The sequence below is a fragment of the Kitasatospora sp. NPDC051170 genome (genome assembly GCF_044455705.1).
Classification (GTDB): domain Bacteria; phylum Actinomycetota; class Actinomycetes; order Streptomycetales; family Streptomycetaceae; genus Kitasatospora.
Genome location: NZ_JBITFA010000002.1, coordinates 463,795 through 479,198 on the forward strand (window position 1 = coordinate 463,795; position 15,404 = coordinate 479,198).

Below are 15,404 nucleotides of genomic sequence, written 5' to 3' on the forward strand. Positions count from 1 at the left end.
GTCGGCTGGCTGGATGGGCCGTTTGAGGCAGGCGTTCATTAAGGACGCTCCTGGCGGAGCCAGTAGTCCCTCGAATCCGACTCGTGGCCGGATTCGAGGAGGCTCCGCCCCAGGGGTGGCGGAGAAGGCCCAGCGCGAGGGCGCGCCGGGCCAGGAGGTCGGAGCCGAGGTCGGCCCCGACCCGGACGAGCTCCTCGACGTCCAGCGCGACATCCTCGCCGACGTCCACCCGAGCAAGCCCACCGCCAACACCGTGCCCACCGCCGACGCCATGCCCTCCATTCCCCCTGTGCAGGGCGCTCAGCTGGCAAACCGCCGCTTTACCGGCGTCAAGCGCATGGAGCGTGTCGGCCCCCTTCAGTTCAAGCCCGATGAGCATCCCCGTCTGCAAGCGTCTGCCGCCGCCAACGGCTACCGGAGTCTGTCCGGATTCGCCGCCGACGTCATCCTGGCCTTCATCGACGGCCGGTTCTTCATCAACCTGCCGCTGGCGGAAGAACGCCGTCAGACGCATATCTTCCGTACCCAGGTCCTGCGCGCACTCAACCGCATCGGCCACAACGTCAACCAGGTCGCCCGCGCCCTCAATGGCGGCTACGAGCCACCGGTCGACGTCCGCCAGACCCTCGACGAGCTGCACCACCTCCTGACGCAGATCGCCGACGCTCTCCGCCAGCCCGTCGACCAGGAGGTCTGACCGCCATGATCGCGCCCATCAAGGCACCAGGATCGAACACCCGCGGACTGCTCGCCTACCTCTACGGGCCCGGCCGCCACGACGAGCACCACGACCCGCACATCGTCGCCGGCTTCGCCATGCTCGGCATGCCCGACCCCGGCCGCGACGAGAACGCCACCCTCACCGAACTCGCCCGCTACCTCGACGAGCCCGTCAAGCTCCGCAACAGCGAGCCCGGCAAGCCGGTCACCGAGCACGTCTGGCACTGCCCCGTACGCGCAGCCCCCGAGGACCGCTACCTCTCCGACGCCGAGTGGGGAGAGATCGCCGAGCGCATCGTCCGAGCCGCCGGCATCGCCCCCGACGGCGACGACCTGGCCTGCCGCTGGATCGCCGTGCGCCACGCCGACGACCACATCCACATCCTCGCCACCAGCGTCCGCGAGGACGGCCGCCGCCCCAAGCTCCACGACAGCGGCAAGCGCGCGGGAAAGGAATGCCGACAGATCGAAAAGGACTACGGCCTGCGCCAGCTCGGCACCGGCGACGGCACCGCCGCCAAGCGGCCGACCCAGGGCGAGATGCACAAGGCCCAGCGCCTCGGCTGGGAAGAGACCAGCCGCGAATGGCTCCAGGGCCGCATCCGCGCCGCCATCCCGCACGCCGCCACCGTGGAGGAATTCCTCGCCTACCTCGAAGCCGACGGCGTCGAGGTCAAGCCGCGCCGCCTCCCCTCCGGCGACCTGGGCGGCTACTCCGTCGGCCGCCCCGGCGACCTCGACAAGAACGGGAAGCAGATCTACATCCCAGGCGGGAAGATCGCCCCGGACCTGTCGTTGCCCAAGCTCCGGGCCCTCCTCGAAGCCGGTACGCCCGAGGAGCACCCCACCGCCCGCCGAAATCGGCCCAGCAGCTCCTGGCAGCGCGCGACCGACACCCTCGACACCTTCTCCACCGACATCGGCGACGGGGTCGGCGGCAGTGGAGACGCGCGAGCCCAGGCTCAGATCACCGCACTTGGGGAACTGATCGAGGCCACAGCCCAGGCGGCACCAGACGACCTCCGCGCCGAACTGCGATCCGCAGCAAGGACATTCGCTCACGCCCAGCGCTCCCAGGTACGCGCCGAGCACAGCGCGGCCGCCGGCCTTCGCTCCGCTGCCCGCGACCTTGTGAACGCCGGCAGCGGCAAGGACGGCAGCGCCCTCGCCGTCCTGCTCGCCGCCCTCGTCTGGGCCGCGATCCTCGCCGAACGCTGGCACGAGACCCGGGGCCACGCCCAGCAGGCCGCCGCAGCAGGCGAGGCCCTGGCACACCTGCAGACCGCCTACGACCAGGCCGCCGCCCCGCACCTCGCCGAACTCACCCACCGCCAGCCCAAGGAGGAGACCCGCAACACCCTCGCCAACGACGTCAAAGCCGCCGTGCCGGAACACGCCGCCCGGATCCTCGCTGACCCCAACTGGGCCGCCCTCGCCACCGTCCTCGCTGACGCCGAAGCTGGTGGCCACCAGCCACACCAGCTCCTCAAGGAGGCTGCCGCACAGCGCGAACTCGACACCGCCCGCCAGCCCGCCAGCGTCCTGCTGACCCGCATCCAGCACACCGCCCGCAACCCGGCGCCCAACCGCACCGCCGAAGCCGCCCGCAGGCGATCCCCCGCTGCCGCATCGATCCCCACTCAGCAGCAGCGAGTCCCGCAGGCAACTGCGGCGGCGCCCGCCACCAAGGCCGATGCCCCCGTGCAGCGACGCCGGTAACGAGGCTGGCCACATGCCAAGGCGGTCCGGCGCTACCAGCCTCGTGGTGCCGGACCGCCGACCTGAACCACTACGCGCTCACTCCTGCCCTGTGATCTTCAGGGCCGGGCGGATCAGATCGAGGACGTGGGTCCAGCTGTAGTTGTCCCGGCCTCCGCCAGCCTTGGGCTTGTGCGGCACGTAGTTGCCGATCAGGACGCCCATCGAGCGGAGCCGGGCCAGGCTCTCGTCATAGGCCGGGTGCGCGGCCTGGGCGGAGTTGACGTACGGCTGAACGGCGGTGGGGATGCCGAGTCCGTATGACTCGCAGAGGATGCCGAGCGCGAGCGTGTCCGAGATGCCGGCGGCCCACTTGTTGATGGTGTTGAACGTGGCAGGCGCGACGGCGATGGCATCCGCTGGCGGCAGCGGTTGAGGGATGCTGGGAGTGCGCCAGGCCGAGCGGATGGGATAGCCGGTCTGCGTCTCGATGGCTTCCTGGTCTATGAAGCCGAGCGCGTTGGGGGTAGCCACCACGCCGACCTTCCAGCCCTCGTTGTGGGCGGCGGTGATGAGCTTGCCCACGTCGTCCGCGATTCCCGAAGCGCAGACGACGACGTAGAGGAAGGGCTCACGCTGACCGGTCAAACCTGGACTCCCAACTCCTGGCAGAAACGACGAAGCTCGGGGACGGCGCCGCGCCGGTCGCGAGCGGCCATGTCACCGGCCAGCTCCAGCACGCTGGGGCGTCGGCGGATGTCCTCCGACGCGCAGCTCTCCGCGATCCTGAGCGCTTTGTATCCCTCGGCCAGTCTGCCTTGTTGGCTGTAGGCCCGTGCAGCCTCCACCCAGAGTGCGGCCCGGCGTTCTGGAACAGGGATGCGGCGCCGCATCAGAGGCTGGGCGGCCTCCAAGGCCGCACCCGCGTCGCCCAGGACAACGGAGGCGCTCACCGAGTGGAGAGCGACGTTGGTCGGGCTGAAGTTCGCCCAGGCATCGGGGCCGTCGAGTTCGACGTAGCGCGCGACTTCCTGTGCCTCGGCGAGGAACTCGGCCGTGGTGGCGCGGTCGCCGCCGGCACTCGCGGCCGTCACCCCGCGAAGAAGCATGAGGCCGAGCGCTGCGAGGTAGGCGGGCGACCGCCGGTCGTAGCTACCGGCGAGCTGGTCGGCGGTGTGGCGGGTGAGGGTGATGGCGGGCGCTGTGTGCCGGTCTCGGGCGAGGACGTGCACCTGGACGCGGACGCTGGAGGCCATCACAACGGGGTCGCCGCTGCGTTCGGCCTCGGCCATGGCCCGGCCGACCGCGAGCCAGGCGTTGCCGTGGTCGCCGAGTTTGAGGAGCAGGCTCACCGCGGTTTGGTAGGCCGTCGCAAGCAGACCGGACAGCACATGGTCGCCGCCACGGGCGGCATCCTGGGCCTGGCGAAGGTCGGCGATCAGAGGCGGCAGGGCTTGTTCCAGCTCGGCGTACCGGCAGGTGTAGAAGAGCCTGCGGGCCTGGGAGAGTCGGGCGTTGAGCGCGGCCTGGGGCTGCGGCGCTTGACCTGCTGGAATGGGTCCAGGCAGCAGTGCCTGCACAAGCTCCATGCCCACGCTGGGAGGGGCTGCTGGGGTCGCGAGCGCGACGACGCTCGCGGCCAGGAAGTTCCGACGATGCATGTCGTCCGCCCTGCTGTCCGCACCGGTATGGGAGGACAGGCCGAGGCTCCCCAGTGGGATATCGAGCACGGCTGCGACCGCCCGCAGAACGTCCATGTCCTGCGTCCCAACGCCGCGCTCCAGCCGGCTGATCTTTGACTGGTGGTAGCCCAGTTCGGTGGCCACATCCTCCTGCGTCCGGCCGCTCAACACTCTTGCGCGGCGGATCACTTCTCCGATCCCGCCCGCTGCCGAGTGTCCCTTGGCCGTCCGCGACATGGCCTCTCCTGCCAATGCTGATCCTGCCTGGTGGGCCGAGCGTATCCGCACCAGGACAACCCGGTATGCACGATCTGCATGGATCATGCGCATACGGCGCGCTACCTAACCACGCTGTCCCGAGAAGCAGTTGTCTAGTCGTCAGCAGCTCACCCACCCATGGAGATCACGGTTTCCCGAGCCCCGCCTGTCCGAGGCCCATCCGCGGCCTCTCGCGAGCATGGCTCTACCCAGTGGCTAAGGAGAAGCGCCGATGGCGTTCCGCTCGGACGTGCAGAGAGACAACACCGCGCACCAGCGGGACGCCGTGACCACTCTTGCGCCGGTCGGCGACCAGGGGATCAGCAGCGTGGCAGCCCTACCAGACCGCGCCACCGAGCGCCGTGAGCGCCTCGCCTTTGCAAGCGCCAACGCCCGAGAGGTACTCAGCCGCCACCAGTTCGCCGACGGCCTGTGCAGCAACGGCTGTGGTGCCTGGCCGTGCAACACCGTCGTCGACGCGGTCCAGGCATGCGACGGTGACCGATGACCACCTCCCTTCTCGCACGACGCATCGCGTTCAGCGGAACCAGGCCAGACGACATCCCGCCAGCGCGGGAAGCCGTTGTGCGGATCGCCCGCTCCTGGGGAATCGACAGGGACGCTCTGGACGACATCGCCCTGGTCGCCGGCGAGCTGGTCGCCAACGCGGTCATCCACGCCCCCGGGCGGCTGCTGGCTGGCGTCTACCTCTCCCCGGACGGCGACCGGGTGGCGATCGAGGTCTACGACCCGTCGCGCAGGATGCCGACCGGGGCGGCGAACTTCGGGAACGGCGAACTGACCTGCGGTCGAGGCATGCTGATGATCGAGAGCCTATCGGAGAGCTGGGGCGCGGAGCCGACAACCCACGGGAAGAAGGTCTGGGCTCAGCTGGCCGTACCCGCCGTCGCGGTACCCGAGCGCCCCCGCTCGGCGCGGCGCGCCGCTCTCATCGCCAGCATGGTCCGCACCGACCGTCCCAGGCCGCGCCCCCATTCCCCCGTCAGATCCAGGGCCCGCGCGTACCAGTGGTTCTCCGAGCGCAGAGCCTCGCGCGCCCATCAACTCCGCCCGTACTGGTCCAGGCACACCGGCCGGGCGGTGACGGGGCCGGTCGCTCTTTCCCTCGGGAGCGACCGGCCCACCCTCGCACCACCCGCCCAGTGCAGCCGCGCATGCTCCACCTGAACTCGGCTCTACGGAAGGATGGATGAATGAGCGACTGGGAATTCGTGAAGGACAGAACTGCCACTCAAGGCGCGGTGTGGAAGTCCGCAGACGGCCTGCTCTACAAGCGGACCGGCGGTGATGACCTGCGGGAGGAGATCGAGTTCCAGCGGCTCGCCGCCGGCCTCGGCTACCCGGTTCCGGAGATCGTCGACAGCGGGTCCGAGAACGGCGGCTACTACGTCATCGAGCGCTCCCTCGGCAGCACCTCTCTGCATGAGGAGGCCCGCGCCGACGCCATGCGCGACGGACAGGTCAGCGACCATGTGATCAGCACCGCTGCCGCCGTCTCGTCCAAGCTTCTGCAGGCCCAGGCCAGGCACCCTCTTCCCGCCTCGCCCTGGTTCGAGAAAGCCGCCTTCGCCAAGGAAGTCTTCGAGGAGAACCCGGACTTCGACACCCCACGAGTCCACGACACGGTCAAGCGAGCCCTCGACCGGCTGGCCCTGCTCCCGACGGTTCACGGGCACCTGGACTACGGCCTTCCCAACGTCCTGGCGGCCGGCGTCATTGACTGGCAGCACCACGGCCCCATCCCGCTCGGCTACGACGTGTACCCCGCGCTCGACATCGTGGCCTTCAAGGGCGGCGGGAAGGGTTACACCATCAGCCCCGAGCAGCGGGCCGCCTACATCGCCGCACTCGACGAGACCACCGCTTCCCTGACCGGACAGCGGGCGAGCGCGCACCTGGGCGACTTCCTTCTCATCAAGTGCTTCTTCTTCCTCGCCCTCATGCGCCCCACCGACCCCGCACGGCACGACAAGCACATCAAGTGGCAATACCGCCGCACCCTCTTCACGACGGGACTTGATCAGTATGAGTCGGCCAGCACGATCGACACCGACACCTTTCCCACTCTGGAACGGTTCACCGCTGAGCACGGGTAGGCCGGTTCCTGCTGTCCGCGACCGTGACTACCTAATGGACCATCACGGAGTCGTCTTCAAGGTCATCGGCGACAGTCACCCCGGGAGCCACTACCTCGGTTACGTCAAGTACCACCCCGACGAGAAGGGCGACCGACGGCTGTTCGGCCAGACCTACCGGCAGAACAGCGTCGTGTCGAAGTCCTTCGGTATCCTGGCCGGCAGGCCGGAGTGCTACGTCTACTCCGACACCCTTGGATGCGTCATCACCGGCATCCCGCGCGACGACATGGCGGTCCACTACTCCTGCCGCCAGGCCCTGATGGCCATCCACGAGGAGCCAGGCGCCGTCGCCGACAACCCTGCGGGCAAGGACCTCCTGGCGATCACCGATTGGGTCGTCTCGAACGGCGCACTGGGCCTCATCGGCGTCACCGGTTCCTTCCTCGTCGGCTGCTTCAACGAGCGCTCGGACATCGACCTCGTCTGCTACGGCCCGGAGGGCTACGAGGCCGCGCAGGAGCTGTTCAAGCGGCCTGAGCTGATCAGGCCGTACGACGGGGACGACCTGACACGGCTGTACATCCGGCGCGCGAAGTACATGGAGGGCAGCTCGTTCGACGCCCTCATCAAGCAGGAGCGCCGCAAGCTCCAGGGACTGACCGCCATTGCCGGCGCGCACATCAACTGCGAGCCCATCCGCTCCGACCGCGACAAGACCTTCTCCCGGGTGACCTCTAAGGAGATCGGGGAGGTCTCGCTCCTGGCCAAGATCACCGACCACGCCGAAGGGCTGACCACCCCGGCGGTCTACGGGATCAAGGTCAAGACCATCCTCAGCTCGACCATAGACGAACCCGACTCCTTCGCTCGCAGGATCACCCACATGCGCTCGTACCTCGGCGCCTACACCGGCGCGTTCCGATCAGGAGACACCGTGCACCTGTCCGGCAAGCTCGTCCACACCCAGGACGGCGAACGCAGCGGCTTCGGCATCGAGCTCACACCCTGGACCGTCAGCGGCTCCTACGTCGCCAACCTCGCCGGATAGGAGCCGCGCCATGATGCTGCTCATCGTCCGCCACGCCGAGTCCGTCGAGAACGCCGACAAGTACAACGGCTTCTACCAGGACCCGCGCCCCTACAGTGGGGACGCCGCCCACGGCATCTCCCGCAGCATCGTCGGGCTGACCCCACGCGGCTTCCGTCAAGCCCAGTGGCTTGCCGAGGTGCTCCCGGGCCTCATGAGTCACGAGCCGCACGTCTACACCTCCACCTACCGCAGGGCGATCGACACCGCGCTGATCGCCCTACCCGACCTCTCAGGCGGGTGGCCCCAGCAGACGGCACTCCTCGACGAACAGCACTACGGGGACGCCACCTACATGACCAAGCGCGAACTGTTCGACACCTACCCGGACCTGGCCGAGGACCGCCGACAACGCAAGCACATCTGGACGGCGCCTGGCGGTGGCGAGTCCCTCGCTGAAGCCGTGAGCAAACGGGCCGCCGAGTTCGCCGCCATGGCTCAGTCCGAACTCCAGACGCCCTGCACGGTCGTCGCATTCACCCACCAGACCGCCGCGGTCGCCCTCCGCTCGTTGCTCGAAGATCGCGCCCTTCCGGAGCTCCTCGTGGAGGAGCGGAAGGGCAAGATGCCCAACGCCGCGATCCTCCACTACGACCTGCGAGACGGCCGGTTCGTCCGGACGGGAACGACCATCCCACCGATCTAGGAGGAGCCCGTGCGACAGCTGTTCCTCAACGGTCCCGTCCAGAACGGGCCCTTCACCTTCGAGGCCAAACCGGGCAAGGCCGTGGGCATTCGACTCGCAGCAGCCCTGAACGCCATCATCGGTGCTCCATCCGTGCCCCACCTGTGGAACACCGTGACCCTCGCGGGAGACTTGCGACACCGTCGAGCGGGCGGGACGCAGGTCCGCGAGGCGTTCGAGGCCGACCTCATAGCAGCCAAGTACCCGCTGGGGCAGTCACCGGTAGCCGGCACCCTGACCGACGCTGACGCTGAAGTGGCCATCCTGGCCCTGGAGATGATCGAGAACAACCTGCGGACCGGCACCCTCGTGGTTAGCCGCGAGACCGTCCCGACGTGCCGGGCCTGCGGGCACATGACCGGCGGCGGCTCTCACCCCTGCAACGCCTGCGGCAGCACCGAGACTCAACCCCGCACTGGCCTGCACCTCGTCGCCGAGCTCGCGAAGGACCGCCCAGTCCTCGACCGCTCGGACATCCACGCCAGCCACCGTCAGCAGCCCAGGCACTTACAGAACACCGCCGGCAACGTCACCCAGCGCCTGATTCTCACCCGAACCCGCGACCACGGTATCGACCTTTCACCGCTCGGACTCGCCGGCCTCGTCCTCGACCCGCGGGTCGGCATCCACGCGACTGTCCTCGCCGCAGCACGAAGGCACCAGGCGGACACAGCCGTGATGACCATCACCCAGAACGCGGCCAACCACATCGCAGCCCACGGTCAGCACTTCCGAGAGCACCTCGGCATTCGGCTGCAGTACGCCCTGCACGGCCACCTCCCCTATGACCACACAGCGGATCTCCGGCCGATGTATGAGTCGTACAGAGCCAGCACGAGGACGAGGGCCGCGTTCGAGACCTGGTTTCTTCCGCTCTTCTCCCTCAAGGAGAAGAGCGGAATCCGCCCCGAACAACTACCCGCGCTCTTCAAGCACTTCATGCGGGCACACATGGCCCTGCCAGCCGAGCCCGAAGCCGCCGTCATTGACGCACTCCGGCTCGCCATCGGGCACGGCAACAGCGACTGGATTATGAGTAAGCCAAGGCTGGCCACCGTGATGGCCGCGATGGGATTTTTCGAGCATGCCGACCGTGCCCCCGAGTAAGGACCTCGTGGCTCCCGCGCGGCTGGAAGTCCAACATGCGCGGCGGAAATGCCTCATCCCGCCGTCCCTGGCAAAGACGGGCCAGGCTAACGATCTTGGCCCCCGATGCGGACCCGAGCGCGGGTCCGCAAGCGCGTAGCCACTTCTGTGTAGATTGAAAGCCCCGTCTCCACAGGAACCTCGAGGCTGACTGTAAGCCCATACAGCACCTTCTCGGAGAGCCTTCCCGATAGAGATCGACAGTTAACCTGCAAGGAAAGCGAGTCGCCGTCAAGGTAGACGGCAGCACGATCTCCCCGCAATACCTCGTGCTGCACCGTGCCGCGACGGACGCTCTGCCAGTTTGCATCTGTTCGCTTGACCTGCAGGGTATCGGCTTTGGGTAGGAAATAAAGCTGCGCAGCTCGGTGCTTCCTATCGAACCGAAGGATCGGCGAGAAATAGGCAAGCGTAATCACAAATCGGCGGGGCATCGCTTTTCCGGCCAAGCTTGGCGGAAGTGGGAACTCGTAGAGGTCGGCTTCACCATCGCCCAGTTCTCCCCAACCGAGAACTGTGGCTCGATTGGAGGTGCAATTTCGGATCCGCTCGGCATCGAGAGTGCCGTATCCATAGAATCGAGAGACGGCCTCTCTCATCTTCTCGGGCGGAATTTCGGCGAAGGCTTCCTTTAGCTCGCCAATTGCATCGGGATAGCAGGCAGAATGGACGAGGGCACTCTTGGTGAGCGCGCCCCAATACTTCTCGGGGATATCCTGCTTTGTTCCGCTCATGTCGCTCAGCAGTTCAAGGAAGAGTCCTCCATGATGAGAGACTATGGCGGCCGCACCAGATGTTCCGTGGAAATATCGAATTCCGCTTAGATTTCCGGGAATGTCGGATGGAGAGGCGCAAGTCAGCCCAGGTCCTACGCTTGCAGCTGGCAAGAAGTCCAGCAATGTGGGTGGCTCTTGGCTCCCGCTGACGCGCTTCCGATAAAGAGTTCGACCGCCGGGGGCGAGGAGATCTGGTTTGATGCTACGTCGGTAGCCCATACCGATAGCGGTGACAGGGCTGGGAAGTGCTTCCTTGCCTCGCGGCGCATCTGGCAGAACATCTACCCGGCGACCAACAACGAAGGCTTCCGCTGAGTCATCGTGAGATGCGCCAACACAAAGCCCATTGATTGATTCTGCCGGGCTCAGGATTCTGCTTTTCTCTGCGCCGGCTACAAGCAAACGCAATGTCTCTTGACGAAGAGAGTCCGCTGCGATCTTGTCGAAATCGTCGGGAGGATAAGGGTAGGCGAGTGGGCGGCGGTGATTGCCAGCGCTGATGACAAAGAGGACTTGGTAGCGGTGGGCAAACCAGTCAAGTAGGCGCGCCCATGGGCTCATAGTGGACGCGAGCTGTAGGCTTGCGTCTCCCAGCGACAGATTGACTAGCTTAATTGGGTTATTGCCGCCCGACTCTGCAGGCGCCGCTAGCAACCTAACAAGCGACCGATGGACGAGGTCAATGGCAAGCTGATCTGGTGGAAATCGCTCCTCGCGAGAGGCCCAGGAGTCCTCAGGGCGCAGGACAGGCCGCACATAGATCGGTCTGCGCAGGCTCTCTCCCTGCTGACTGGCCCTATCGCCATGCAGAACCAAGCTTGCGATAGCCGTTCCGTGTTGCCTGTCGTGTGCCGAGATATCTGAATCCCAGTCATCGGGATCATCAATAACGACCGAATTTCGAAGTGCAGCGTGCTGTGCGAGAGGGTAACCGTCGAGAACAGCGACTAGAGGACCACCCGTGGCATGTCGGGTTTCAAGCTCCGGATAATCTGTACTTTGGGGAATCTCATCCGCGATAGGAAATGCCGACTGAGCCTCTGGCCTGAAGAATGCAATTTCATCTGCCCTGATTAGCGAAATATCTTCATATTGCTCGTCAAGGATGGATTGAATTGCCTGCATGGGAAGGTGGGCCAGCATCCCATGGTAGCCAATATCTGGAATTGCGCAGCTTGCTACTGCAGTTCCGCCACAAAGGGAAATTGAATCTCTGACTTTCGCTTCTGCTGAAGCTCGCCGTGTTCCACTCTCGCGATACCAAAGTTCGAGTTCAACTGGAATAATTTCAGTTCCAGCTTCAATGCGCTCGTGAAACTGTTCAAGGATCCCCGTGCCGCGCAGCCTGTCCTTCGCGGACCATCTCCGCAGATCGATGAGGCGGGCAAAAACATCGCGCCAGCGGGTCATGCCATGGGGGAATTTGGCGGTATCGCTGCTATATAGGCCCCAAAGCTTAAGGACCTCTTTCAATCCGCTTTGGTTGCTGGCAACCATGTAAAGGGTTCCATCGAAATGTGCCGAAGGCTCTTCCGTGTTTACGAAATTTCCGGCACCATCGATGTCTCCCTCGTCGATTTCCGCTAGATACTCGAAGCCCTCGATCTTGGCGACAGCTCTATAAAACTCTTCGACGTCGCCAATGATCTCCATGACGAGGACCAGCTCCGGATCGACGCCAGATAGTTGGCCATCGATTGAAGCGTTGCCAGACTCCAGCATCTGCTCTAGAGCAGTCCACGCGCCGCCAAGTCTCTTCTTCTGGGCTGAAGCCCCAGGAAAAGCAATGCTCTTCGACCCGCCGGCGCCGCTCAGTGGCTCGCGTGCGGCCGCAGCAGGATTTGGAAAGAAGAGAATGGGATGCTGCGACGGCGCGGGAATGCTCACGAAGGGTCAGTCTCCCTCTGTGCCTCTAGCTCGATTGTTCCAGCTGCTCAATGCCTTAGTCAGCAATTCTTCGCTCTCGCCGTCTAGGTCCCCTGCAAGGATCTGTCGACGCCTGAGTTCCAGGAAGAAATCTTCGAGCTCTGCGTAGCTGATCGAACCCAATCGGTCGACTATGGTCCGAGGGGATCTTTCATACCCCATGCCAAGCCGCTCGCGCAAGCCTTGTGCAAACCTAACTCGCTGGTCTCGAGTGGGATTTGGAAGGCTCAGTTTCAGCTGAAACCGGCGCCATACTGCACGATCGAGCAGCTCGCTATGGTTTGTTGCGGCGCACACGACAACGTGAGACGGAAGCTGGTCGATCTGCATGAGGAGTGTGCTGACCACTCGCTTTACTTCGCCAGTATCATGCTCATCCCCTCGCTCTTTGGCTAGGGTGTCGAATTCGTCCAAGAAAAGTACGCAATGGCGAAGGCGAGCTTCATCAAGCACCCGCCCAAGGTTTAGGCTGGTCTCACCTAGGTAGCTCGTGATGACTTTCTCGTAGCGAAGAACTAGCAGTGGTACCGCCAGTTCGGCCGCAAGTGCTTCGGCGCAAGATGTTTTGCCGTTGCCGGGCGGGCCGATCAGCAGTACGCGGTGCCTTGGCTCTAGGTTGTAGGCCCTGAGCAAGTCAGCTCGATGCTGTTCCTCGACCAAGGCCCAGAGGTCCTCGCTCGCGGATTCAGGTAGTGCAAGATCGGCAAGGCGACGCTTAGGGTGTACCTCCATCAGCCCATCGGTGTGCTGATGACCCGGCTGCCTGTGGCTGTTTGGAGGGGGCGGTGAGGTTCGCAGGAGGCGTGTCAGCTCGTCAGCGAGTACCGTGTGCCTCTTCAGCCTCTCCTCGCTTGCCAGTGCTTCCACGCTTCCACGTACGCGGCGCTCGTCGTGTGTCAGGGCCGCTTGCACAAGCTGCAAGAGCAGATCAGCGCGGGCCATCGCTCCTCCCTGATCCTGCTTGGCTCGTCATCGAGTAGATCGAAGCAGCTTGGCTAGCCTGCTGACCCAGCCTGGGGTCAGCAGGCTGCGCTACTCCAGAGTGCCGCACTGCGCTGACAGGCCGTGCTCCGTCATGGCATGGGTCGGTGGTCACCGTACCGCATTTCCAGCAGTATCGCTCTCAGTGCGGGATTGGTGACTCAGCCGGTTCGCGGTCTGCGTCTAGTAGATCAAGTGGCCGATCAGCATCGTGACCCCATGTCTGAACCAACTTTGCGGGCGGCAACGGCCCACGTGCAGGCCAGAGGAGCTGCCGCCTTCCGCTATCACCCTGCCCCCTGGCGTTGGGGGCGGTTGTCGCGTCCATCACGATGTGTGTCTGCCCTGGGCGGCATATGGCGTATGCGGACTTCACGTAGCTGCAGTCAGACGGCTGTGGTTACGGACAGGACCAGCCGGCCGCGAAGTCGCACTGGAGATCGGTCCAGCGGCGCTGCTCGTCGGGGGTGAAGCTGGGGTGGTCGCGGAGGTGTACCAGGGCCCGGACCCAGTGGTCCCAGAGGCCGTCGGCCCCCGTGAAGCGGTCGGCGTGGTGGGTGCCGAGTTGGACGTCGAGGCGGAGAAGGGCGCCGAGGGCCTCGGGCTGGTCGTAGCGGAGGTCGGTTTGCGGCAGGTAGCGGTCGAGGTAGGCGCAAATGATCTCGGCGTCCTCGTGGGTGCCGAGGCGGGCCAGGGCGAAGCAGTAGCCCTTGCCGGAGTAGCAGACCTCGCTGTCCAGGAGCAGGCTGCCGATGCGCTCGCGGAATGCCTCGCGCTGCCCGACGCCGATCAGCCAGGCGGCGGTGAGCCGCGCGCGCCACTCATAGGCGAGAACAGCTTCCAGCTTGGCGTCGGTGATCGTGGCCGCGTCGTCGATCAGGTGTTGGCCAAAGCGTTTGGCGTGTGGCCACCCTGGACGCAGGAGCGGGAGCCGTTCAGTTCTAGGTAGCGCGGGTGATCCGAGTCCTTCGTCGTCACGTAGTGCTTGATCACGTGGGCGTAGCCGAGCTCCTCTGGGCGCCGGAACGACATGTCGTCACCTCGCGTGCGTGGGTGGGCTCAGGGGTGGAGGTCGGTGTAGTCGATCCACGTGGGCGAGACGAAGACGTTTTCACCGACGGGCGCTTCTGTGGCCTCCAATAGGGACCACCCTCGTGCCTCCTCGACCAGGTCCTCCCAGGGTGCGGTCCAGTCGAGCTGCCAGTCGAGGCTGGTGCCCGAGATCCCGTACGTGTGCTCGCCTTCCAGCTTCCAGAACTGGGAGTAGAGGATCAGCTGGTTGTGGTCGGCGAGGTCGTCGATGATCTCTACGAAGTGGGCTGTGGGCCAGCCGGGGCTGTCTGGGCCACCAGCCGCGCGCAGGCGGGCGGTGAGCGGGGGGACGACGGGGGTGCGGGCGCCAAGCTCGGTCAGGGCCCAGCGGATGCCGACGGGTTCGGACCAGTCCGGCGGGGTCGCTCGTTCCAAGCAGCCTCGGTAGGCGCGGCGCACAGGTTCGACGGCGCCGTCGACCTCCAGGTTTGCCAGGGCCATCGCTGCCCATTCGCGGACGGTGGGGTTCTCGCTGTCCAGCAGGCTGATCAGGGCCGGCCCGCACCGAGGGTCGGCCACCTCTTCGAAGACCTCGATGGCGGTCAACTGGCCGAAGGTACCGAGGGAAGGCAGCCCGTCGATGATTGCGGGGATGGAGTCGGGGCCGATCCAGATCAGCTCCGCGCGGGCGTCGTACGATGCGCCGGCTTCTCCGTCCAGCTGCTGGACGAGTGTCTCGATGTGGGATGTCATGATGCCGAATGGTCGCGGCGCCAGAAGGTCGGCAGCCACCAGCAGAGCACCGAGCGGTCGGTCGGCCACGGGGCGCGTTCCTCGGCTTCCCAGTCCTCAAAGGAATCAACCGCAAGGTCGATGGGACGCCAGGCCGGGTCGAGCGGCTTGTTCGTCGGCGGACGTACGTGCTTCCGGCTGCGCTGGTCGCAGGAGCCGAAGTCCCGGTAGTTGCGCTGGGCCTCGATCAGGGAGACCTTGTTCGCCCCGCCGTCCATGGTCGGCCACCGGAATTGGACCCCGTCGTCCTCCCAGAAGCAGACGGGGCAGATCTCGTACGAGCCGGGCATCTCGTCGAGCACGAGGTGTCCGCAGCAGGGACAGGGGCAGTGGTGGCTCACCTGCGCAGTCTCGCCGACGGGCAGGTCGTTGTGCCACGGATTTCCACGGTCTCGGCGCACCCTGCCAGTCCGCAGACAGTCCGCAGGACACCCGTTGCCGGCCGTCGGGCCCCAACGCACGCCAACGGAGAAATGCCTGGTCAGGGCGCCGTATGCGACTCCGCCGCAGGTCAGGATCGGA

Annotated in this window: 15 protein-coding genes; 8 read left to right on the top strand and 7 right to left on the bottom strand. The window is 65.7% G+C overall.

Annotated elements, in window-relative coordinates:
• Positions 1-115 precede the first annotated feature (115 nt).
• Together ACIBCA_RS05670 and ACIBCA_RS05675 are read left to right on the top strand one after the other, a co-directional pair.
• The gene (locus ACIBCA_RS05670; protein ID WP_396281538.1) at positions 116-697 is read left to right on the top strand and encodes a MobC family plasmid mobilization relaxosome protein; all 582 of its coding nucleotides are present in this window, start codon (positions 116-118) and stop codon (positions 695-697) included.
• Positions 698-702: 5 nt separating this feature from the next.
• Positions 703-2,439, top strand: a complete 1,737-nt coding sequence (locus ACIBCA_RS05675) for a relaxase/mobilization nuclease domain-containing protein (protein WP_396281539.1) — start codon at positions 703-705, stop codon at positions 2,437-2,439.
• Positions 2,440-2,517: 78 nt separating this feature from the next.
• Here ACIBCA_RS05675 and ACIBCA_RS05680 read toward each other — a convergent pair whose 3' ends face one another.
• Positions 2,518-3,066: a flavoprotein gene (locus ACIBCA_RS05680; RefSeq protein WP_396281540.1), complete on the bottom strand. Its 549-nt coding sequence runs from the start codon at positions 3,064-3,066 to the stop codon at positions 2,518-2,520.
• Positions 3,063-4,337 (bottom strand): helix-turn-helix domain-containing protein, encoded by a 1,275-nt coding sequence (locus ACIBCA_RS05685; RefSeq protein WP_396281541.1) that lies wholly within the window; start codon positions 4,335-4,337, stop codon positions 3,063-3,065. The genes ACIBCA_RS05680 and ACIBCA_RS05685 overlap by 4 nt, the downstream gene beginning before the upstream one ends.
• A 253-nt stretch (positions 4,338-4,590) precedes the next feature.
• Between ACIBCA_RS05685 and ACIBCA_RS05690 the strand changes: the two genes are divergently transcribed.
• The 6 genes from ACIBCA_RS05690 to ACIBCA_RS05715 are packed head-to-tail and all read left to right on the top strand — an operon-like array spanning position 4,591 to position 9,336.
• Complete coding sequence (locus ACIBCA_RS05690; RefSeq protein WP_396281542.1) at positions 4,591-4,866, top strand: hypothetical protein; 276 nt, start codon at positions 4,591-4,593, stop codon at positions 4,864-4,866.
• Complete coding sequence (locus ACIBCA_RS05695) at positions 4,863-5,546, top strand: ATP-binding protein (protein ID WP_396281543.1); 684 nt, start codon at positions 4,863-4,865, stop codon at positions 5,544-5,546. The genes ACIBCA_RS05690 and ACIBCA_RS05695 overlap by 4 nt, the downstream gene beginning before the upstream one ends.
• Positions 5,547-5,572: 26 nt before the next feature.
• Positions 5,573-6,475 carry a phosphotransferase gene (locus ACIBCA_RS05700; protein ID WP_396281544.1) on the top strand — a complete coding sequence of 301 codons (903 nt, stop codon included), beginning with the start codon at positions 5,573-5,575 and terminating at the stop codon, positions 6,473-6,475.
• Positions 6,476-6,509: 34 nt separating this feature from the next.
• Entirely contained in the window at positions 6,510-7,505 is a 996-nt protein-coding gene (locus ACIBCA_RS05705; RefSeq protein ID WP_396281545.1) for a nucleotidyltransferase domain-containing protein, read from the top strand.
• A gap of 10 nt (positions 7,506-7,515) precedes the next feature.
• Entirely contained in the window at positions 7,516-8,190 is a 675-nt protein-coding gene (locus ACIBCA_RS05710; protein WP_396281546.1) for a histidine phosphatase family protein, read from the top strand.
• Between the two features lie 9 nt (positions 8,191-8,199).
• On the top strand, positions 8,200-9,336 hold the full coding sequence (locus tag ACIBCA_RS05715) for a hypothetical protein (protein WP_396281547.1): 1,137 nt from the start codon (positions 8,200-8,202) through the stop codon (positions 9,334-9,336).
• A gap of 86 nt (positions 9,337-9,422) precedes the next feature.
• On the opposite strand, the gene ACIBCA_RS05720 is transcribed toward ACIBCA_RS05715, so the two are convergent.
• The 5 genes from ACIBCA_RS05720 to ACIBCA_RS05740 all read right to left on the bottom strand — a co-directional run bounded on the left by ACIBCA_RS05720 (position 9,423) and on the right by ACIBCA_RS05740 (position 15,283).
• Positions 9,423-12,038: a S8 family peptidase gene (locus ACIBCA_RS05720; RefSeq protein ID WP_396281548.1), complete on the bottom strand. Its 2,616-nt coding sequence runs from the start codon at positions 12,036-12,038 to the stop codon at positions 9,423-9,425.
• Between the two features lie 6 nt (positions 12,039-12,044).
• Entirely contained in the window at positions 12,045-13,019 is a 975-nt protein-coding gene (locus ACIBCA_RS05725; RefSeq protein ID WP_396281549.1) for an AAA family ATPase, read from the bottom strand.
• Between the two features lie 439 nt (positions 13,020-13,458).
• Positions 13,459-13,980: a DUF6000 family protein gene (locus ACIBCA_RS05730; protein WP_396281808.1), complete on the bottom strand. Its 522-nt coding sequence runs from the start codon at positions 13,978-13,980 to the stop codon at positions 13,459-13,461.
• A 137-nt stretch (positions 13,981-14,117) separates the two neighbouring features.
• Positions 14,118-14,843, bottom strand: a complete 726-nt coding sequence (locus ACIBCA_RS05735; RefSeq protein WP_396281550.1) for a HEAT repeat domain-containing protein — start codon at positions 14,841-14,843, stop codon at positions 14,118-14,120.
• Entirely contained in the window at positions 14,840-15,283 is a 444-nt protein-coding gene (locus tag ACIBCA_RS05740; RefSeq protein ID WP_396281551.1) for a CPCC family cysteine-rich protein, read from the bottom strand. Before ACIBCA_RS05740 ends, ACIBCA_RS05735 begins: the two co-directional genes overlap by 4 nt.
• Between the last annotated feature and the right edge of the window lie 121 nt (positions 15,284-15,404).

What these genes read in the sequence shown, in the direction of transcription:
- ACIBCA_RS05695 (WP_396281543.1), top strand. Translation starts at nt 4,863, where the DNA reads ATGACCACCTCCCTTCTCGCACGACGCATCGCGTTCAGCGGAACCAGG.
- ACIBCA_RS05675 (WP_396281539.1), top strand. Translation starts at nt 703, where the DNA reads ATGATCGCGCCCATCAAGGCACCAGGATCGAACACCCGCGGACTGCTC.
- ACIBCA_RS05685 (WP_396281541.1), bottom strand. Translation starts at nt 4,337, where the DNA reads ATGTCGCGGACGGCCAAGGGACACTCGGCAGCGGGCGGGATCGGAGAA.
- ACIBCA_RS05705 (WP_396281545.1), top strand. Translation starts at nt 6,510, where the DNA reads ATGGACCATCACGGAGTCGTCTTCAAGGTCATCGGCGACAGTCACCCC.
- ACIBCA_RS05690 (WP_396281542.1), top strand. Translation starts at nt 4,591, where the DNA reads ATGGCGTTCCGCTCGGACGTGCAGAGAGACAACACCGCGCACCAGCGG.
- ACIBCA_RS05700 (WP_396281544.1), top strand. Translation starts at nt 5,573, where the DNA reads ATGAGCGACTGGGAATTCGTGAAGGACAGAACTGCCACTCAAGGCGCG.
- ACIBCA_RS05735 (WP_396281550.1), bottom strand. Translation starts at nt 14,843, where the DNA reads ATGACATCCCACATCGAGACACTCGTCCAGCAGCTGGACGGAGAAGCC.
- ACIBCA_RS05710 (WP_396281546.1), top strand. Translation starts at nt 7,516, where the DNA reads ATGATGCTGCTCATCGTCCGCCACGCCGAGTCCGTCGAGAACGCCGAC.
- ACIBCA_RS05725 (WP_396281549.1), bottom strand. Translation starts at nt 13,019, where the DNA reads ATGGCCCGCGCTGATCTGCTCTTGCAGCTTGTGCAAGCGGCCCTGACA.